The sequence below is a fragment of the Streptosporangium roseum DSM 43021 genome, assembly GCF_000024865.1.
GTDB classification, from domain to species: domain Bacteria; phylum Actinomycetota; class Actinomycetes; order Streptosporangiales; family Streptosporangiaceae; genus Streptosporangium; species Streptosporangium roseum.
Window position 1 is genome coordinate 4774244 of record NC_013595.1, and the last position, 21043, is coordinate 4795286.

Sequence of the window (21043 nt, forward strand, 5' to 3'; positions counted from 1 at the left end):
CTTTCGTCGGCGTGCTACATCATCGAACCGATAAAGAGATCAATAATGAGGTCAGGAGTCTCGGCTGGAGTATCAAGGCACGTGGGGAAAGACCTCACAACTTGCCGACCTTGCCCGGTCCCGCCACCACATGAGCCCGTTCTGGCCTGCCAGTCGTGTCAGCGTCTCAAGGTGCCGGGAGGCGGCGGCGTTGTCGCCCAGCGCGGAGGCGAGCAGGGCCAGGTACCAGTCGACGGGCCCCATGCAGACCACCGCCGAAACCACTGAGATCCGCCCGGAATACGGCAGCAGCGCCGAGTAGGTCACCTGGCAGGCCGGCAGGTCCCCGATGGCGGCCTGGGCCGCGCCCTGCAGGCAGGTCATGGAGAGCCACGACCAGTCCGGCGGCGGTGCCGGCCAGCCGTTCGCGGCCAAGGCGCGGGCCTCCCGCACGCGGCCCTGCGCGCACAGCTGCAGCACCCGAGCATCGTGATCCGCACTGGGATGAACGCCGGTGATCGCGTCGATCAGCGGCCCTGCCTCCGCGATGGTGCCCTGGTTGTAGCGCAATATGAGACGCCCGATCGCCACCACTCCGCCCGCATACCAGTAGCCGATCCGGGTGGCCTGGCGTTCGGCCTCCCCGTACAGGTTTTCGGCGTCGTCGAACCGCCCGCTCAGGACGAGCCTGGTGATCCGCCATATGGTGTGCTGAAAGCGCGGCCATGGCAATGACAGCCGCTCCAGCATGACGTCGCAGCGGGCGGCGGCCGCGTCCGCGGCGGCCAGGTCGAACAGCTCCAACCGGTGGTGGGCGAACATCATCTGGGCGAGCAGTTCGAATCCCGGCATTCGTGTGCGCAGTGCGAGCTCGTGCAATTCCTCGGTGAGCTCCAGCAGCTCGGGGATGTGCAGCGGCTGAGGCAGCGACAGGTGCCGGGCGTTGAGCATCCGCATCAGCAGATACGGGTCGCCCAGCCGGCGAGCCATCGCGACAGCCTCGGCGGAAAAGGCGTGACCGCGGGGGTCATCAGTCCCGTGCAGCTCCTGTGCCAGTCCCCCCAGCAGCAGGGCTCGCTCGTGGCTGTCAGCCTCGGGCAGCGCTCGCAGCGCGGCCTCGAACCGATCCACCAGCCACAACTCCGCCGCCCCGTACAAATCACGCAGTGTCCAGATCGCCGGGGCATCCAGTGCGGTGAGGGCGCGGGCGGTCAGCTCCGAGTTCCCCCCGACTCGGTCGGCGGCACGTACGGCCTTCGCACGGGCCTGTCGCGCGCCGATCACGTCCCCGGCCTCCAGCAGCGCACGGACCTGCCGCAGCAGCAGCTCCACGTGCTCTACCGGGTCACCCGCGCAGGCGCCGTGCGCGACGACCGCCCGGCCCCACCAGACAGCCGCCTCCTCGTAGGCCAGGCGCAGGCTCGCCTGTTCGGCGGCGGCGATCGCCCAGCGCGTGGCATCGGCGTACGCGGCCGGGCCGGCCTCCACCGCGTGGTGAGCGATGACCGTGACGTCCACGCCTGGCCGGAAGGACAGGGCGGTCATGACCGCCTGGTGGATGACCGCCTTGCGCAGCGGCGGGATCTCGCGGACAAGGGTCTCCCTGACCAGGTCGTGGGCGAACGCCATGGAAACCTCACCGGGAACGATCAACCCGGCCCGGGCTGTCCGGTCCAGCGTGTCGTAGACTTCCACCCATCCGATCTCGGATGTCTCGCACACCTCGGCGACCACGGCCGGGTCGAAGTCCCGACCGATCAGTGCGGCGACACCCAGAACCTCACCGGCCTGCGCGCCCAGTCTGCCCAGCCACCAGCGGATCAGGTCGGCCACCGCCTCGGGAACCGCCTCCAGATCTCGCCCCTGGGCCAGCAGCCGAGCGCTTTCCCGCACGAAGAAGGGGTTGCCGCCGGTCCGCTCGGACAGGCGCTCGGCGGAGGACTCGTCCATCTCGGCGCCCATGGCCGAGGCGATCGCCCGCACCTCCTCCACCTCCAGGCCGGTCAGCCGGATGCGAAGCAGGTCGTACCGGGCGAGCTCACCCAGCAGACCGTCCAGTGAGAGATGGAACGAGCCACGGGGAAGTGCTGTGCCATGAATCGCCGTCTCGCGGAAAGCCGTCTCGCGGAAAGCGGCGACCAGCGTCAGCGGGACGTTCGCCGCCTCGCCGCCCGCCAGCATGGCGACATCTCTGAGCAGTGCGAGTGAGGCCGGGTCGGCCCAGTGCAGGTCGTCAAGGATGATCACCAATGGCTGGGTCTGCGCGGTCACGGTGAGCCAGCGAGCGATGACCTGGTTGCGGTGGAGCAGTGCCGCCGCGGTGGAGCCGCTGGGCATCTCCTCATCGAGGAACCCGGCCAGCGCCTGGCGGTCCGGCGGCGGCCAGATCTCATCCAACGTGCGCAGCACCTGAAGCCACGGCCACAGGGCCGGGGCCCCCTCCATGCTGTGGCAGTTGCCCCACAGCACCACGTAGCCGAGGTCGGCGCACTGGTCGCGAAACACCTCCAGCAGCCGGGTCTTGCCGATGCCCGGCTCACCGCTCACCGCTGCGACGGCTACGCCGTTTCGACTCGCACGTATCGGCAGCATCTTCAACTCCGAAAGCTGCCGCTCCCGCCCGACAAGGAGCCGCGGTGGCGACTGCGGAGGTACGGGCACCGACACCGCGGTGGAGGTCAAGAGCGGGTTCGTGAGCGAGTCGGAGTGCCGGAGGATGTCGTTTTCCAGCGCCCGTAGTTCCGGGCCGGGGTCGAGGCCGAGCTGTTCGGCGAGCAGGTTCCCGGCATGGCGGAGCACGGCGAGCGCGTCGGCCTGCCGCCCGCTGCGGTACAGGGCCACGGCCAGCAGCCACCACAGCCGCTCGCGCAGCGGGTGCGCGGCCGCCTCGGTCTCCAGATGGGTGATCACCGCCTGCGGGCGGCCGAGGTCCAGCAGGGCCTGGGCGCGCCGCTCGACCGCGACCAGGCGCAACTCGCGAAGGCGGCTGACATCCGTGACGGCCCAGGTCTCATCGGCAAACTCGCCGTACGGCTGGCCTCGCCAGAGCCGCAACGCCTCGTCCAGGGAGACGAGCACCTCACCGGGGGGACGTGACTCCGATCGGGTGACCAGTTTGGTGAACCGGATCGCGTCGACGTTCGTGGTGGCGAGCAGGTAGCCGGGAGGCTGCCCGAGGAGCAGCAGGGGAGGAGTTCGGGGGCTGCGGCCGGGCTCGATGATCCGGCGCAGATTCGACACATACGAGTGCAGGCTGGACAGGGCGCTGGCTGGGGGCGCCCCGCTGTACAGGTCATCGATCAACGTGTCCGCAGACACGACCGCCCCCTGCGCGAGCAGTAACCGGGCCAGCACCGCACGCGGGCGCGGACCGCCGAGGTCGACCTGAACCCCGCCATCGCTGTGGACCCCTACCGGGCCAAGAACCCGAAACTCCACCCTTACCACCTACGATCTCAGCGGCACGTCGCTACGAGGATGTCCATGGGTTCGTGAAACCCGATGAACGGCTCCCCTGTCTTGCCGGGGCTCTGCTTCCTTGTCTCACATCGAGTGACTCGTGGGGAAGAAAGCTGTGCGACATCCGATGTATCGTGACTGCTCGCTTTGTCGTAAATCGTCCCCTGTAAGGGTGATATCGAATCCGCTGGAAGGCGGATGCCCGATCGTAGGGCGTATGTCCTGGATCGGAAAGTCGATATTCGGAGCCGGAGCTGACTGGGGCGACGCCAACGGTGACCGCCGGCATCATGGGGAGTACGCCCGGGCGAGGGCAGCGCAGGAGAAGCCGTCCGCGCGGAGCCGGCGCACACGCGGATCGTCGTCGGGGTTCACCGGCGGGGAACGCGCGAGTCGGGCCCGAGCCGCAGACGATGCCGCCGAGGGTGCTGCTTCCGGATGTCAAGGTGTGGCGAGCCCTGTGCGAAGCGCGAGCGCGGCGGGCTGGGAGCCGTCGACCGGCTGAGCACCCGGGCATGGGCATCGCCGTTTCGGAGGGCGAGGAGTAGCGAGTGATCGACCGCCCTGAGCAGCCGGACGATCATGACGAAGATTCCGCCCGATCCATCAGGCCGGGCGGAATCCGTCATGTGGCGGGGTACGTGATGTCAGATCAACTGCAGTCCCCTCCCGGAGTCATTCCTGCCGTCCCCGGAGTTCGTGACCGCGGGGCCTCCCGCCGTCGAGCGATCGGAGCCGCTTGGAACGGCTTCGGGTTCCTTCAGGTGGGTGAGGGTGACAGTGGCGAGATCGCCGATCGTGCGGCGTTGCAGGAAGACCGCCACCGGCAGGGTGACGCCGAGGTCGGCCGCGATCCGGTTGCGCAGCTGGACCGCCATGAGGGAGTCGAGGCCCATGCGGTGCGGGCGCTGCGCCGCGTCGACCTTCGCCCGGGGGAGCTGGACGATGGCCGCGACCTGCGTGCACAGGTACGCCGCGATGAGCTGTTCGGCCTGCTCGTTGCCGAGGCCTGCAAGGTCGGCCGGTTCGAGCTCCGCCGCGGGGGCGGCGTCCCCTGGACCGCCTTCCACAAGGTGCCGCAGAAGGGACGAGGTGCGCAGAGCGGGGAAGTAGTGGGTCCAGGCGGTGGGGTCGAACGACATGACGGACGCCTGGGCATGCAGGGAGGGGAGCAGGCGGTCGAGGACGGCCAGGCCCTCGGCGGGAGCGAAACCGGCGAAGCCGCGCTCGTTCAGCCGGAGGTCCTTGCTCGCCTTGGCGACCTGTCCGGTGGCGGACCACTGTCCCCAGTTGACGGTCAGGGCCGGGAGCCCGTTGGCCCGCCGGTGCCAGGCCAGCCCGTCCTGGTAGCCGTTGGCCGCGGAGTAGTTCCCCTGTCCCGGTGAGCCGATCACGGAGGCCGCGGACGAATAGAGGAGGAAGAAGTCGAGGGGCAGGTGGCGGGTGAGTTCGTGCAGGTGCCATGACCCGTGGACCTTGGGAGGCATGGGAGCGAGGAACCGCGCACGGTCCAGCTGCGCCAGCGTCCCGTCGTCGAGGACGACGGCGGAGTTGACGACTCCCCGCAAGGAAGGCATGTGCCGGGCGATGTCGTCGAGGAGATCCGCCACCGCTACCCGGGACGCTATGTCCGTCCTGGCGATCAGCACCTGCGCGCCGGCGGACCGCATCGCGGCGATCCGGTCCGTCACGCCCTCCGGAGCGCCGCCGCGGCCGACCAGGACGAGGTGGCGCGCGCCGTTCTTGACGAGCCACTCCGCGGTGAGCAGTCCGACCCCGCCGCAGCCGCCGGTGATCAGATAGGTCCCATCCGGCCGTACGGGGACCGGGCTCGCGGAGGGAAGCGGTCGGTGGCGGAGCCGCGCGGTGTATCTGCGACCGTCCCGCAAGGCGATCTCCGTCTCGATCCCGTCGGTCCTGATCTCGGCTGAGAGGGCGCGGAGGATGCCGGAGTCCGGATCCTCAGGAAGGTCGATCATCGAGCAGCGCAGTTCGGGATGCTCGTAGGGGATCACGCGGCCGATGCCCCACACGGCGGTCTCCGCGGGATTGACATCGCTGCTACCGTCCGGAGTCTGGGCAGCGGTGGTGACCAGCCAGAGCCGGGGAGCAGCCTGCTGATCACTCGTGAGCCCCTTGACCAACGCGAGCACCTCGTAGGAGCGCTCCAGCGCGTCCGGCCGGGTCGCCTCCTCGACGGGGGGCGCGGTGGACAGGCGCACGACAGCTCTCGGGGGCCACGCTCCGCTCTCCGACTGCTCCTTGATGAGCATCGTCCAGTCCTCGGTGGAGGCGAGGTCGAGCACGCACCGGTGGGGGCCGAGTCTCCGGTAGCCGGCACCCGGCTGGACCAGCAGCGGCTCGCCTCCAGCGGCCGCCAGCGAGGCGCACAGTTCGGCGCCGAGGGGGGAGTCGCTCACCACCAGCCAGGGAGCCCGCTCGGGTACGGGGTCGGTGAGAGGCTCCAGTTCCGCCCACTCGACGCCGTACAGCAGACGGCCGGCCTTGCGCTCGACGACCTCCGGCGGATCGGCGACCAGCCGCTGGATCTGGAAGCCGTCGATGGAGGCGAGCACGCGGCCCTCGTCGTCGCTGACCAGCACGTCGAACTCGACCAGGTCGGGCTCTTGCGCGGTCGAGGTCCGCACGGCGGTCGACCACAGCCGAGCGCCTGGTTGCGGGCGGGCGTGCACCCGGCAGCGCCTGGTGCGCACCGGCAGATAGGTGTCGTCCCCGGTGTCGCCGTTGCCGAGCACGGCCATCACAGGCTGGAGGGCCGCGTCGAGCAGTGCCGGATGGCATAGGTAGCGCTGCAGTCCGGTGGTGATTGCGTCGTCGATCCGCAGTTCGGCGGCCACGGCCGCGTCCGTGCGGTGGAGCGCGACGATCGACTGGTAGGGGCCGGTCTGCTTGATGCCGCGGCGGCGCAGTTCGGAGTAGTGCTCCGCCACGTCGACGGTCTCCCGATAGCCGGCGACGTCGGGCAGGTCGATGTGGCGGTCTCCAGCGGTGGGCGAGCAGTGGCGCACCAGCGCCGTGGCGACCCGCGTCCATTCCGTGGTCCCGCCGGTGCTCACATCGGCGAGGTAGCACGTCCAGCGGCGGCCGCGCTCGGCCTCATCCGGATCGAGGCGAGCCTGGAGGCGCTGGGGTGTTCCAGGGGTCAGGAACACGGCTCGCTCCAGGTGGAGCTCCTCCACGGCGAAGGACCGGTCGCCGTATGCCTCCTCCCCGGCGGCCAGGGCGAGCTCGTGGTAGCCGGTACCGGACAGCATCGGCATCTCGTGCACGCGGTGGTGGTTGAGGTAGGGCAGTCGCTCGACGTCCAGGTCGAAGTCCCATACCAGGGTTCCAGCAGGGGCCAGCGTGAGCGCCGTGCCCGTGATCGGGTGTCCGCCGCCGTCCCGGACGGTCGCGGCCCGCCTGACCGGGTCCTTCCAGTACCGCTCGTGCTGCCAGGGGTAGGAGGGGAGGGGGACGTGCTGTCCGCTGTGGGGCTGCATCCGGGAGAAGTCGATCGCCCGCCCCTTGACGTATAGCTCGGCCGCGGCCTCCAGGAGGGAGGTACGGCCGGGCGTGTCGCGGGCGAGTGCGGTGACGACCGCCCCGTCCCTGCCGACATGGCGCAGGTTCTGCTGGACGGCTCGGGCGAGCAGCGGGTTGGGGCTGAACTCCATGAAGGTGTCGAATCCCTCCTCCACCAGATGCTGGACGGCGTCCGCGAACAGCACCGGCTCGCGAAGGTTGTCCACCCAGTACGCCGCGTCCATCCCGGCCCCGTCCAGGAAGCGGCCGGTGACCGTGGAGCACAGCGGGACGTCGCCCCGCCGGGGGCGCAGGGGGGCGAGCAGTTCGAGGAGCGGTTCGCGGAGGGGGTCCATCTGCGGGCTGTGCGAGGCGATGTCCACCTGTACGCGGCGCCCGAAGACGCCTTCGGCGTCAAGGTCGCGGAGGATGGCGTCGATCTCCTCGGGCCCGCCGGCGAGCACGCAGGACGTAGGGGAGTTGCTCACTGCCAGGACCGCAGCGCCGCCCCGCTCCGCGATCAGCGCCTGGACGCGCTCGGACGACAGCTCTACCGCGGCCATCGCCCCCTGACCGCTGGTGGCACGGATCAGCCGGCTGCGGCCGCAGATGATCCGGGCGGCGTCGTCGAGGTCGAGGACTCCGGACACGTGAGCGGCCGCGACTTCTCCCATGGAATGCCCGATCACGGCGTCGGGCTCGAAGCCCCAGGATCGCCACAGGCGGGCGAGCGCGACCTGTACCGCGAAGATCGTCGGCTGGGCCACATCGATCTCGGCGAGGCGGGAGGTCTCAGGGGCGGCGTTGAGCTCGGCGGTCAGTGACCAGTCGACGTAGCGGCGCATGGCGTTCTCGCAGTCGGCGATCGCCGTGGCGAAGACCGGCTCCTCGTCGAGCAGGTCGCGGCCCATGCCGACCCACTGCGCCCCCTGGCCGGGGAACACCCACGCTGTCAGGTGCGGGGCGCCGGGATCACGGACGTCATCGGCCTCGCCGGCGTACACGCCCTCCGCGTGGCCGTCCGCGGCGAAAGCGTCCAGTTTGGCGGCGGCCTCCTCGCTCGTGCCGGCGACGACCGCCAGCCGCTGGTCGTGGTGGCTGCGCCGCGTTCCCGCCGCGCCGGCGATCTGGTGCAGCGAGGAGGCAAGCAGGTCCCGGTAACGTGCGGCGAGCGCGCCGAGCGCGGAGGGAGTACGCGCCGAGATCGGCAGCAGCACCGCGCGGTCGCCGTCCTCGCGCCGCTCCTCCTGCCGGCTCCACTCGTCCGGCCGCGAAGCGGAGGGCGGCTCCTCGACGACGATGTGCGCGTTGGTGCCGGTGATGCCGAAGCTGCTGACCCCGGCCCTGCGGGGGCCGTCCAGGTCCGGCCAAGGCTGTCCCTTGTCGCACACCCGCACGCCGATGCTGTCCCAGGGGATGGAAGGGTTGGGCGTGGTGAAGTTCAGGCTCGCCGGGAGCCAGCCGCGCTGCACGCACAGCAAGGCCTTGATCAGGCCGGTGATACCGGCCGCGCCCTCGGTGTGGCCGAGGTTGGTCTTCGCCGACCCCACGAGGAGCGGCCGACCTTCGGGCCGTCCCCGCCCGAGCACCGAGTCCAGGGCGGCGATCTCCACGGGGTCTCCCGCGCTGGTGCCGGTGCCGTGCGCCTCCACGTACGCGACGCTCGCCGGATCCACCCCGGCGTCGCGATAGGCCGCCGTCAGGGCGGCCTGCTGCCCAGGGATCTGCGGGGTCATGAAACTGTCCGAGTGCCCGTCGTTGCTCGCGGCGGCCCCGCGGATCAGCGCGTGGACCCTGTCCCCGTCGGCCAGCGCCCGCGACAGGGTCTTCAGCACGACGATGCCGGCGCCTTCGCTGCGCACGTAACCGTTGGCGCGCGCGTCGAACGCCTTGCACTGGCCGTCCAGGGCCATCATCGATCCCTGGGAGAAGCCGATGGCGTGGTCGGGGGTGAGGATGGCGTTCACGCCACCGGCGATGGCCAGGTCGCACGACCCGGCGCGTAGTGACTGGACGGCGAGTTGCACGGCGACCAGGGAGGAGGAGCAGGCGGCGTCGAGTGCCACGCTCATCCCCTTGAGGTTCAGGGCGTGGGAGATCCGGCCCGCGTTGCCGCCACGGGTGCTTCCCGTCACTGTGTGCACGTCGAGCTCTTCGGCGGCTCCCGACTGGCGGTCCCAGTAGTCGCTGGTGATGACGCCCATGAAGACCGCTCCGGTCCGTTGCGGCATCTCCTCCAGCACCAGACCGGCGTCGTCGAAGGCTTCCCAGGCCACCTCCATCACCATGCGGTGCTGGGGGTCCATCGTGGCCGCCTCGCGCGGCGAGATGCCGAAGAACGCCGCGTCGAACTCGTCGATGCCCGAGACGAAACCGCCGTACTTGGAGGCGAGCTTGCCCGGCACGCCGGAGGCGGGGTGATAGACCTCCTCGACGGGGAACCGATCCGACGGAATCTCGGAGATCGTGTTCTCGCCACGGCACAGCAGCTCCCACAGCTCTTCGGGGGAACGGGCGCCGGGCAGTCGGCAGGCCATCCCCACGACGGCGATCGGCTCTGAGGCGGATGTAGTTTCTTGGTTCAAGCTCATGGCGGTTTTTCCCTGTTACGGCTTCTGGGCGGAGGCGGGAGACTCTGCGCCGCGTGCCTGGGGGAGCAGCGCGGAGTCACCGCGGCCGGAGGAGAGGACGCGCACCTTCGCAGCCCGCTGTTCCAGCGCATCGAATGATGACGATCGCTACTTGCCGCCGGCTTGTGGGCCCTCTTGCCGCCGGCTTGAAGATGTTCCCGTGACGCACTTGCCGGCCGAGAACCGCGAACGTGGCCACCCCGGCAGCACCGACCTTCTGGTCCGCGCATGCCTTCGGGGTCTCCGCGGAAGCGGGGGCGTTCCAGGCCCGCGCAGGAGCTTGCCGACGTCATGCGCGACACGCTCACGCGGACAGGACTGCGGGCGGGCGCCGGGCCGAGGCCGCCGCGCTGCATCCGCACGGCCCGCCGAAACCGAAAACGTGGCTACACCGTCACATAAGCGCCGTTGCAGTACTAGGTCATTCCGGCGCCATGCCCAGTTCGGCGAGGCCGAAGAGCGCGGCCGGTGTCGCGATCGCGCGCAGCGCCTCGATCGCGGGCGCTCGCGCGACGCTCCCGGACTTACCGGCCATCACCAGCAGCCCCGGGACCGCCGCCGGACCGATCCTGACGGCGGCACGCACCGCTGCGGCACGGGTCGGCTGCGACGGCGCCGCCAGCCCCCGCCACACCACGGGGAGCGCGTCCTGCCCGAAACCGGCCAGCGCGTCGGCGGCCGTGTCCCGGCAACGCGGTTCGGCGTCGCTGAGAAGTCGCTGCAGCGCGGGCAGCGCCCGGCGGGCACCGGGGACGCCCGGCGTACGCTCGGTGAGCGTGTCGTCGACGGCGATCCATCGCAGCGCGCGCCCCGCCGCGCAGCGGGTGTCGGGGTCGTCGCTGCCGGCCTGCCGGATCAGGCCGGGCACGGCGAGGTGCCCGATCCCGGCCAGCGCCCTGGCGGCCGTGTCGCGCGTCCGATGATCGGGATCCTCCAGCAGGCCGAACAGGTCCGGCAGCGCGGGCTCACCCCACTTGATCAGGACGTCCATGACCCGCCGGCGTATCCACTCGTGCTCCGACCGCAGCGCCGAGACCAGCGAGGGGTCCGCGCATCTGATCAGTGCCGCCGACACCATCGAGCCGCCGGGGCCCGGCGCCGACGCCGCGGCGAGCAGCGGCTGGACCGAAGTCCTGCCGATCTGGGCGAGCGCGTCGGTCGCCGCCCACCGCACGACGTGGTCGTCGTCGACCAGTGCGGCCGTCAACCGGGCGACGGCGCCCTCGGCGCGCAGCGCGCCGAGCGCGTGCGCGGCCGCGGCGCGGACCGCCGGTTCCGCATCGTCCAGTGTCGATGTCAGCGACGACACGCAGCCGTCGTCGGCGATCACGGCCAGGGCCTCGCACGCCTGCCACCGCACATCCGGATCGGCGTCGCCGAGCGCCACGACAAGTCCGGGAACCGCGGACGCCCCCAGCCCCGCGAGGGTCGCCGCAGCGTTGACCCGCCGGCGTGGGTCCAGGCCGCGTAAGCCCTCGAGCAGCGGCTCGATGCCCCGGTCGCCGATCGCCAGCAGGGCGCGCCTCGCGGACTCCGTCGCGGTGTCGTCGTCATCCCCGACGGAGAGGAGGTGCGGCACCGCCTCGGGGCCGAACGCCCCGAGCGCGCCCGCCGCCAGCCAGCGTACGTCGGCCTGCTCATCGGTCACCGCGGCGCCGAGCATATCCCTGGCCGTCGGTCCGCCGAACGAGGTGAGCGCGCCGACGGCCGCTGACCGCACCCTGATGTCGGGATCACGCAGCGCCGGGGCGAGTTTCCCCGCGACCCGGGGGTCGCCGAGCTGCCGTAGCGCGCCGAGGGCCGCCAGCCGAACCTCCGGGTCGCCGTGCCCCAGCGCCGCGACCAGCCCCTCGATCGCCGGTTCCCCCAGCCTGGCCAGCACGCCGGCCGCGGCCTGCCGCGCCACGGCTGACGGATCGCCCAGCATGTCGAGCAGGCCGGGCACGGTCGTGGCGCCGATCGTGAACAACCGGTCCATGGTGTTCTGCCGCCGGTAGGTCTCCACATCCGGATCGCGGAGCACGGGGAAGAGCCGATCGTGCTCTGGCTCGACGAACTCCGCGGTGACCGGGTCGAGGTCGGCACCCAGGCGCCGCACCATCGCGTAGACCGGTTCCAGCCGCTCGTGCGGCCAGCGGAACGCCTCGTCCCGGCCGTGCTGCGCCCATTCGGCGGCGGCGGCGGTGACCTTGTGCTCCAGCAGAAGGTCTTCCCGGATCGCCTGGATCCAGCCGGAGAGACGGGCCCAGCTTCCGAACAGCGCCTCGTGCGCGACGTAGACGATGGGCTGGTCGCGCTCGTCCTTGCTCTGCACGAGGAGCCGGGCGTTCGTCAGCACCTCGACGAACCGGCGCGCGGGGCCGTCCCCGGCGATCTGCGCCAGCCGTGCCCTCCGGCGGGTGGACCTGCCCCGCTCGTCCACCTTCACCAGCTCGCGGAACACCCGGGAGAACGCGGCACGCGCCTGCTCGTCGAGCAGCTGGGTGAAGACGTGCTCGGCCCGGGTGCCGATCGCGCCCTGCACGCCACCGAGCCTCTCGTAGGTGGCGAAGTCCAGCAGCCGCTCCGCCTGGCCGGCCCGGCAGAGCTCATCCAGGGTGTAGGCCAGCAGCGGCAGCGCGTCCGCGTCGCCACCGGTGTCACGCAGGATCCGGCCGGGCAGTCCTTCGACGAACCGGAGATCTGCCCGTTCGGCCGGCCGCATGATCATGTCGGGCAGAGTGTCGGTGGGGGCGCCGAGCGGAAACTGCCCGGCCTCCAGAAGGCGGGCGAGCTCGGGGACCGCCAGGCAACGGTGGTAGAAGTCCGCTCGCAGGGTGATGACGACATGGCACCGCCCGGACAGCGCGGCCGCTTCAAGGAGCCGCACCCACGGGCGCACGCGGGCCGGGTCCACCATGGTGAACAGTTCCTCGAACTGGTCGACGAAGATCATCGATGTTCCGCCGGGCAGTCGGCTGACGATGCCGTACGGCCCGGCGGCCAGTTCGTCGGCCAGCACGGCCGCGTCGGCTCCCACCAGCGGAGCGAGTTTCGCCGCGGTGGCGAGGAAGGGGTTGTCACCCACCTCGCCGGGGGTGAACCGCAGACCTGACCATCGCATGTCCGTCCTGTCGTAGCGTGGAAAGATCCACCCGGTCCCGCTCAGTTCGAGGCGAGGGATCAGACCGGCACCCACCAGCGAGGATTTGCCCGACCCGCTCGCCCCCACCACGGCCACGAATCCGCTTGCGGTCACCCGTGCCACGAGCTCGTCGGTCTCCCTGCCCCTGCCGAAGAAGATCGGCGCGTCCTGCGGTGTGAACGCGCGCAACCCGGGAAACGGCGACCCCTCCCACGGCGGCGGCAGATCCGCCGAGCGGCGCGGCGGCTTCGCGCCGCCCGGCGCGGCGTTGATGATCTGGTGGACCAGCGACTTGAGGTCGTGCTGGAACTCGGCGCGGAAGCCGTCCGGCGACCCGTAGCGCTTGTGGCCGCGTAGCGCGGCGCCCGTGCGCGGGTCACGCATCCGTTCGAAGAACTCGTTCACCAGCCGTTTGTCTCGCAGCCGCTCCTCCACGTCCGCGGCATCCGAGTCGAGCATCACCTTGGCGGTGCGACGGTAGACGAGCACCGTGGGCCGGCCGGCGGCCGCCGCGCCACGCAGGGCGTCCTCGTACTCCCACTCGGTGCCCGAGAGGTAGGCCCCGCCATCCGGCTTGCGGTACTCGGGAAACGGCAGCGGCGTGCCCATCCGGGACCACAGGATCACGACGACGACGTCGCACTGGGACGGGCGCGGGAGGCCCCGATCGATCGAGGCCTGGGGCGTCTCGGTCGCCGTGATGGGCGCGCCGCCGCCCGGCTGGTCCCAGGCGACCACGTCGAACGTGACGCGGCCGCGCACGAAAGGGTCGTACTGGAGCTGCTCGACGACGGTGCGGGCGATCTCCCGCTCGTCGGCCACATCTCCCGGGGACGAAAGGAAGACCCTCAGGTGGACAAGTCCGCCGCCACGCTCCGCCATGCCGCCCAAGCGTGCCCGACCGCCTTCGGGATGCACAACACCTCAACGCCCCCGGAGCACCTCGGAGTGTCCCGGGTGGCGTGCACGGGCGGGCGGGCCCGCGCCGATCTCGGGACGGTCGCGACCGGAGACAGCCACGCCGGCCCGGGAAACAGCGCCGGCACCTCGCTCCCCGCTGTCCCAGTGAATGGGTAGATATCACAACCTGGTGTGAGACAGTGGCAGACGTGCTCATCCTGGCTGGATGTCCCGTGCACGAGCTGCTGGAGCGCCAGGCGACCAGCCTGGCCAGGCAGCTCGTGCACGTCTTCGTCGAGGAGATCCCCATCTACCGGCGACTGCCCAGGGAGGAGCTCGACGGCGACATCACCAGGATCACCGAGCACAACCTGCGGATGATCTGCGAGATGTTCCGCCACGGGCGCCCGCCCTCCTCCGCCGAGCTGGCCCCGCTACGCGACTCGGCCGCGCGCCGCGCCCAGGAACGGGTACCGCTCGAAGCCCTGCTGGCGGCCTACCACCTGGGCACCCGCTGGGTCTGGGACCGCCTGATCACCACCGCCACGCCGGCCGACTTCGCGGCGGTGGTCGACATGAACCGCCTCGTCCTGCTCTACAGCGAGGTGGTGACCTCCGCTGTATGCACCGCCTACCTGAGCGAGCGCGAGGGCATGCTCAGCCAGGAGCAGCACGCCATGCACGCCGCCGTATCCGCGCTGCTCGGCGGCGATCACACGGCCCTGGCGGCGGTACGGCTGGCGCCCGGCTACCTGGTCATGGCGATCGCGGTGGGTGCGCACCCCGACGAGAAGCAGGACGAGCCCGGCGGATCGATCGCCGCCCGGCGCAAGCTGGCCAGGATCAGGGCCGCCGTGCAGCGTTACGCCTCCGAGCAGGTCCTGTTCGTGCTCGACGCGACGGGCGGCCTCGTGCTGCTGCCCTGCAGCGGCGAGGTGCCGATCGTGACCGAGGTCGTCGAGGCGATGTCCGGGGCGGCGGGGGTGCCGATCTGGGCGGCGACCGAGCAGGCGACGCCCGCCGAGGTCTCGGCCGCCGCAGGAGTGGCCGAGGAGGTCCTGGAGGTGGCGCGGATCTTCGGGCGCCCGCCGGGCGCCTACCTGCTGGCCGACGTGCTGCTGGAGTACCAGCTCACCCGGCCGAGCAGGGCCACCGCCAGGCTCGCGGGTCTGCTCGACCCCCTGCTGGACAACCCCGACCTGCTCAGGACGCTCAAGGCCTACCTGGAGACCGGGCTCGACCGCCGCCGCACGGCCGAGCTGTTGCACGTGCACCCGAACACCGTCGACTACCGGTTGCGGCGGGCGGTGAGCTTGACCGGCCTCGACCCGGCCGACCCGGCGCAGCTCCAGCAGATCGGAGCCGCGCTGGCGGCCAGGAGGCTCACGCCCCGCTGACGGCGGTGATCACCGCGTCCGCGAAGCCGCGCATCCCACGCGCGTTGGGGTGGAAAGGCGTCGCCGGCGAAGCCGGGACGTAGGGCTCGATCCACCGCGTCCCCGCCGAGGTGCACGGGTCGTGACCCGTGCTCGGCGTCTGCAGGTCGATGAAGGCGACGCCCGCCGCCGCCGCCTGCTCCGCGAGTGCCCGGTTGAAGTACTGCAAGGTCGCGCGGATGTAGTTGGCGTCCTGCTTGATGATCGGCACCCGCGGGTAGCAGCCGTTGGGCGGGGCGTAGGTCCCGTAGCCCACCACGAAGATCCTGGCCCGCGGCGCGCGGGTACGGATGTCGGCGACCAGGGCTGTCAGCTTCGGACGCAGCGCGTCGGTCTTGATCCGCCAGGCGTCCTGCCCGTTCTCCGTGTAGTCGTCGTTGCAGGCGTCGCCGACGGGCGGCGGCAGCAGGTTCAGGCAGTCCTCGATGAAGCCGGTCAGCCCCACGTCGTTGGCGCCGATCTGTACGGTGACCAGCGTGGTGTCCTGGCTGAGTGCGTCCAGCTGCGGTGGCACCGAGCCGAGGTCGGTGCCCTGCGCGCTGTACATGTCCCCGGTGTCGGCGCCCGAGCAGGTGACGTCGCGGAACGTGGCGGCTCCGATGGCCCCCGCGGTGAGGTGGGCGTAGTTGCGGTTGGAGCGCCAGCACCCGAGGTCGGGTACCACCTGGTCGGGCACCAGCGGCCCGGAGGCGGCCGAGTCACCCAGGGCCACATACACCTCACCGGCCGAGGCTTGGGCGGGCGGGGCGATGGCGACCGCCAGGACGATTGCGGCGATCACTGATCGGATCACACTGAACTCCCTTCGGAAAGGATCGGCTCTGCCGTACGAGATCTGAGCAGGAACCCGGCTCCTGCCGCGGTGAAGAACATCAGCACGCCGTAGGTGGCGGCCGGGATGGCCATCTGGGTGCTGTTCAGCAGGGAGAGCGCCACCGCGATCGACAGCGCGCCGTTGTGGATCCCGATCTCCATGCAGGAGGCGACGGCCTGGTCGCGCCGTACCCCGGCCAGGCGCGGCGCCCAGTAACCGATGGTCAGGCTGATCACGCTGAACGCCAGCGTGATCAGGCCCACCGACTGGATGTAGCCGCCGAGGTTGTCGAGTTCCTGGAGCAGCGCGCCGGCGATCACCAGCGCCAGGATGACCGCCGACGCGATCTTCACGGGCGTGTTCATCCGTTCGGCGAACCGCGGCGCCATGGCACGGACCGCCATGCCGGCGGCGACCGGCACCAGCACGATCGCCATCACCTGCAGGGTCTTGTCGAACTGCAGGCCGAGCGTGCCCGAGCCGCCGTCGAAGTAGGACAGCGACAGGTTGGTCACCAGTGGCAACGTCACCACGGCCAGCACCGAGTTGATCGCGGTCAGCGTCACGTTGAGCGCGACGTCACCGCCGAACAGGTGGCTGTAGAGGTTGGCGGTCGTGCCGCCGGGCGAGGCGGCCAGCAGCATCATGCCGACGGCGAGGGCGGCCGGCAGGTCGAAGGCGATCACCAGGCCGAAGCAGATCGCCGGCAGCAGCAGGATCTGGCAGCCGAGCGCCACGACGGTGGCTTTCGGATAGACGACGACGCGGCGGAAGTCGGAGATCGTCAGGCTCAGCCCGAGGCCGAACATGATGATCGCCAGTGCGATGGGCAGGAGGGTTCCGGCAAGGGCCATGGGGGGTGCTCCTCGGGAGGGGTCAGCGGCGGAAGGGGCCGCTGACCTCGTAGGTGATGCCGCCCGTCCCCGCACGCTCGCCGCTGGTGCCGCGCTGGGAGGAGAAGTACAGGCGGGTGCCGTCGGGGGAGAAGGCGGGGCCGGTGATCTCGGACTCGCTCTGGCCGTCAAGCCGCAGGACCGGCGCGACCACCCGGCCCGGGGTGATGATGTTGATCTCCATGTTGCCGCCGTCCTCGGCGACGTAGAGGTCACCGCCCTGGGTGCCGGTGATGTTGTCGATGCCGGTGAGCGTGCCGGTGCTGTCATAGATCGCGGTTATTGTCTGGCGGCCGGTGTCGTAGGCCCACACCGTGCGGTCGCCCTTGGCGGTGAAGTAGCAGACGCCGTCCGCGTAGTGGCAGCCCTCGCCGCCGTCGAAGTGCCGGGCCGCGCTCACCTGGTGCCTGGTCTGCTTCTGGAAGACGCCGGGCGCCGGGTCGGGTACCGCCCGCCAGAGGTTGTCGGTGCAGAAGACCTCGAGACGGCCGCTGGACAGCTCGCCCCAGACGTTCGGAACGAAGCGGTAGAAGCAGCCGTCATCCTCGTCCTCGGTCAGGTAGACGACCCGGTGATCGGGGTCGCAGGCGGCGGCCTCGTGTTTGAACTTGCCCATCGCCGGACGCTGCTGGGCGCCGCGCGCGCCGTACGGATCGGTCTCGTAGACCTTGCCGCGGAAGATCTCCTCACACGAGAGCCAGGTGTTCCATGGCGTGCGCCCGCCCGCGCAGTTGAGGTTGGTGCCCGACAGGATCCGGTAGGCCCGCTCGATCGAGCCATCGGCCCCGAACTTGATCGCCGAAGCGCCCCCCACCAGCGGGACCTCGGAGTTGGAGACGTAGATCCAGCCGGTGCCGTCGGCGAAGCAGGCGCCGCCGTCCGGGGCCGGATGCCAGAGGGTGCCGCCGACGGAGTGGCCCGACCTGGCCACCACCCTGCTGCTGAACCCGGCAGGCAGCGCGACGCCGTTGGCGTCGGGCTCGCCGAGCGGGCCGTACGGGCTCTCTCCCGCGACCACCGAGGAGGCGAGCGCGGCGTTCTGCCACAGCGTGCCGGACAGAGCGACGGCGGAGAGGGACACGATGAAGGTGCGGCGTTGCATAGGGGCTCCAGTGATCGCCTACATTTCTCCCCCCCAAACCATGGGCTGGCGGAGGTCTTCTGGGAACTGGAGGGGGCAGTAAATCTGAGCGGTCAAATCTGTGACAGATCACAAACCTCGGACGGCCCCTGTGCGACCCCACCGGCCGTCGGTGCCACCGTGATTGTCACCGCGGCGGGCCCCGGCGGCTCCCGGCGGCGCGTCAGCGGCCTCATCGACCTCGGCTCCACGGGCCGTCTCGGAACCGCCTGGGAGGAGGCCCCGGCGGGCACCCGCTGAGGGGGCACGCCCCGGCCGTGACCTTCAGCGTGCTCCGGTGACCGCCGCCGGGGAGGCGGTGACGTCGAAGGTCGTCGCGATCCTGGTGGTGTCCGCCCTGGCGTTGACGTGGATGGCGACCGCGTCGTTGGCGGGGATCTTGACGGTGGCCCTGCCGCCGGACACGGTGACCTCGGTGCCGGTGCAGCCGGTGGTGGTGGCGGCGCCGGAGATGACGTCGCAGTAGTCGCCGTCGGCCAGGCCGGTCGTGAACTCGGCGGTGCTGTCGCTGCCGGAGTCGTTGATGCCGATCCAGGCGCGGTCACCGCGGTGGAAGCCGATCACGTTGCTGTTGACGGCCTTGAAGTCCGAGACGGACTTGACGGACCTGGCGGCGTTGGCCCAGCCGACCATGCCCTTGATCCCGGTGGACCGGGTCAGGCAGTTCCAGCTGCTCCCGCAGGTGGTGTCGGTGACGAACCCGCTGCCGTCGGCCGGCGGGGACTGGTTGCGGTCGGACCAGGTGAAGCTGTCGTAGACCGACGGCTTGCCGTGCGGGTAGGCCAGCACGAAGTAGTTGGCGAGCTTGTAGTCGTTGCCGTTCTTGTAGGACAGCACGACTCCGTCGCGCTCCAGGTCGTGGTTGGTGACCATGGCGAAGACGTTGGCGCTGGGCGCGTCCAGGTTCCAGCTCCCGATGCTCCCGAGGTTGGAGATCGAACCCTGGAACTGGGCCTTGACGCCCTTGGCGTAGGCGAAGTCCAGGACGTCGCCGTTGCCGATGAACGCCCGCGCCTTCAGGGCGTCGTTGCCGGCCCCGTCGAAGATCTCCTGGGCGATGTACGGGCGCTTGTTCTCCGCGACGGTGTTGTTCAGCTTGCCGAGGATCGCCGCGAAGTCGGGCTTCTTCATGTGCTTGACCGCGTCGACGCGGAAGCCGTCCACGCCGAGCCCGATCAGGTCGTTCAGGTACCCGGCGATCTTGGTGCGGACCTCCTCCTTCTCGGTGTACAGGTCCGACAGCGCCAGCAGCTCACAGCTCGTCACCTGGGACTCGTTGTTCCAGTCGTCGATCCCGCCGCCGGTCGGGCAGTTGTCGCCCGGGTGGTGGAAGTCGCCGTGCCCGTACGGGACGGCCGGGTAGCCGTAACCGGTGAAGGACGTTCCGGCGTAGCCGGTTACGCCGCCGGGGTTGTCCGTGCCCGCCATGTGGTTCACGACCGCGTCCACGTACACGCGGACACCCGCGTTGTGGCACGCGGTGACCATGTCGGCGAACTGCCGGCGGTTACCGAACCGGCTTTCGAGCTTGTAGGAGACCGGCTGGTACACCTCGTACCACGGGTGCACCCCGTCTTTGCTGTTGGGGAGGCTGACCGACTCCTGCGGCGGCGCGACCTGGACCGCGCCGAACCCGGCGGGGCCAAGATGATCGGTACAGGCAGCCGAGACGGACGTCCAGTTCCACTCCCACAGGCTGGCCGTCACCTCGCTGTTGTTCAGCGTGGCTGCGGCGTTCACGAGAGGCGTGGCGACCGTGACGGTCATCGGGGTGACACCGCACGCGGCGATCGCGACGGCGAAGAGGACATTACGGATCCTGCGGCCCAAAGGCGGTCTCGTTCGTTCCATGGGGGGGTGGACCTTCTTCCGAGAGCGAAGATGCGCTGGGAGGGGACGGCCGTACGTGAGCAGAACGATGCTTGATCCATGAAAGAGCAGCAAGGCTTTTCAGTAAATTTCCTGAAACTTACCGGTAATGTTGCCGTCATGACGGCGGTCCGCCGCCCACCCCGACCCCCGGAGCGTCGACGTCTCCGCCGGACACGCGGCCGGACCGGCCCTTACGGCGAGGTGAGTGGTTCGGCCTGGTAGGCCCGGTGCAGCGCCTCCACGAAGGACGGCGCCTCGGGCGGGGCACGGAGCCGATCCGGTGAACGGCCATCCCTGGCCTCCATGAGTTCATGACCACGGCCCCGGCCGGCGACGGCAGGTCGGCGGACCTGACCTCCTGCCCGCGACGGCGGCTCGGAGGTCGCCCGGACCGGGCGATCCGCGGTTCCGAGCTGCGACCCTTGACGGCTTCGGTCAGATCGATTAGACCACAGGGAGCCCGTCGATCATCCCCCAGGAGGACACCATGTCTGACAGAGCGTTGTCACGTCTCGCGGCACGCGCCGCGATAGCCGCAGCGGTGACGGGCTCGCTGGTCGCGTTCGGAGCGCTGCCCGCTTCGGCGGGCACGGACGCGGCCGGAGACAGGCCGCCGAGGACGACGAAGGGCCCGTGCCACTACACCGAGACTCCGGACGAGCCGGCCGTACGCAAGGTGCCGCTGCCGCCGGACCCGCGCCGTACTCCCACCCGGCGGGTCTCCGCGGTCCTTGAGACCAACCACGGTGACATCGGGCTCACCCTCGACCCGGCCAAGGCGCCGTGCACGGTGCAGAGCTTCGTGCACCTGATCCGGCACAAGTTCTACGACGTCACCTCGTGCCACCGGATGACCGCCCACGACCGGCTGAAGGTGCTGCAGTGCGGCGATCCCAGTTTCACCGGCGAGGGCGGACCGGGTTACCGGTACAAGGATGAGCTGCCCACCGACCTGCCGCCGTGGCCGGGCACCCCCACCGGGGAACGGAGGACGTACGCGCGCGGGGTACTGGCCATGGCCAACGCCGGACCGGACACCAACGGCAGCCAGTTCTTCCTGGTCTACGCCGACTCCGGGCTGCCGCCCAACTACACGATCTTCGGGACGGTCGACGCCGCGGGACTCGCCGTCTTGGACCGCATCGCCGCCGGTGGCATCCAGCCCGCTCCGGGAGGCCCGACACCACCGGTGGACGGCAAGCCCGTCCTCCCGGTCACCATCGAGGACGCCCGGATCTGCCATTAGCCGGTCATCGGTGATGAGCGCGTC

9 protein-coding genes are annotated in these 21043 nt (G+C 70.6%); 2 read left to right on the forward strand and 7 right to left on the reverse strand.

Annotated elements, in window-relative coordinates:
- Positions 1-72: 72 nt before the first annotated feature.
- The 3 genes from SROS_RS20800 to SROS_RS20810 all read right to left on the reverse strand — a co-directional run bounded on the left by SROS_RS20800 (position 73) and on the right by SROS_RS20810 (position 13599).
- Positions 73-3417 (reverse strand): ATP-binding protein, encoded by a 3345-nt coding sequence (locus SROS_RS20800; protein WP_012890917.1) that lies wholly within the window; start codon positions 3415-3417, stop codon positions 73-75.
- Positions 3418-4085: 668 nt separating this feature from the next.
- Positions 4086-9554 carry a type I polyketide synthase gene (locus tag SROS_RS20805; protein ID WP_012890918.1) on the reverse strand — a complete coding sequence of 1823 codons (5469 nt, stop codon included), beginning with the start codon at positions 9552-9554 and terminating at the stop codon, positions 4086-4088.
- A gap of 460 nt (positions 9555-10014) precedes the next feature.
- A complete protein-coding gene (locus SROS_RS20810; RefSeq protein ID WP_012890919.1) occupies positions 10015-13599 on the reverse strand; it encodes a HEAT repeat domain-containing protein in 3585 nt (1194 codons plus the stop codon).
- Between the two features lie 227 nt (positions 13600-13826).
- Between SROS_RS20810 and SROS_RS20815 the strand changes: the two genes are divergently transcribed.
- Complete coding sequence (locus SROS_RS20815; RefSeq protein WP_043652482.1) at positions 13827-15014, forward strand: PucR family transcriptional regulator; 1188 nt, start codon at positions 13827-13829, stop codon at positions 15012-15014.
- On the opposite strand, the gene SROS_RS20820 is transcribed toward SROS_RS20815, so the two are convergent.
- The 4 genes from SROS_RS20820 to SROS_RS20835 form a co-directional block, all read right to left on the reverse strand.
- Positions 15001-15846 carry an SGNH/GDSL hydrolase family protein gene (locus SROS_RS20820; protein WP_012890921.1) on the reverse strand — a complete coding sequence of 282 codons (846 nt, stop codon included), beginning with the start codon at positions 15844-15846 and terminating at the stop codon, positions 15001-15003. The genes SROS_RS20815 and SROS_RS20820 overlap by 14 nt on opposite strands.
- Positions 15843-16796: a bile acid:sodium symporter family protein gene (locus SROS_RS20825; RefSeq protein ID WP_425358634.1), complete on the reverse strand. Its 954-nt coding sequence runs from the start codon at positions 16794-16796 to the stop codon at positions 15843-15845. Before SROS_RS20825 ends, SROS_RS20820 begins: the two co-directional genes overlap by 4 nt.
- The gene (locus SROS_RS20830; protein WP_012890923.1) at positions 16744-17862 is read right to left on the reverse strand and encodes an alkaline phosphatase PhoX; all 1119 of its coding nucleotides are present in this window, start codon (positions 17860-17862) and stop codon (positions 16744-16746) included. The genes SROS_RS20825 and SROS_RS20830 overlap by 53 nt, the downstream gene beginning before the upstream one ends.
- Positions 17863-18165: 303 nt before the next feature.
- Complete coding sequence (locus SROS_RS20835) at positions 18166-19752, reverse strand: alpha-amylase (protein ID WP_012890924.1); 1587 nt, start codon at positions 19750-19752, stop codon at positions 18166-18168.
- Between the two features lie 508 nt (positions 19753-20260).
- Between SROS_RS20835 and SROS_RS20840 the strand changes: the two genes are divergently transcribed.
- The gene (locus tag SROS_RS20840; RefSeq protein WP_012890925.1) at positions 20261-21019 is read left to right on the forward strand and encodes a peptidylprolyl isomerase; all 759 of its coding nucleotides are present in this window, start codon (positions 20261-20263) and stop codon (positions 21017-21019) included.
- Positions 21020-21043: the final 24 nt, after the last annotated feature.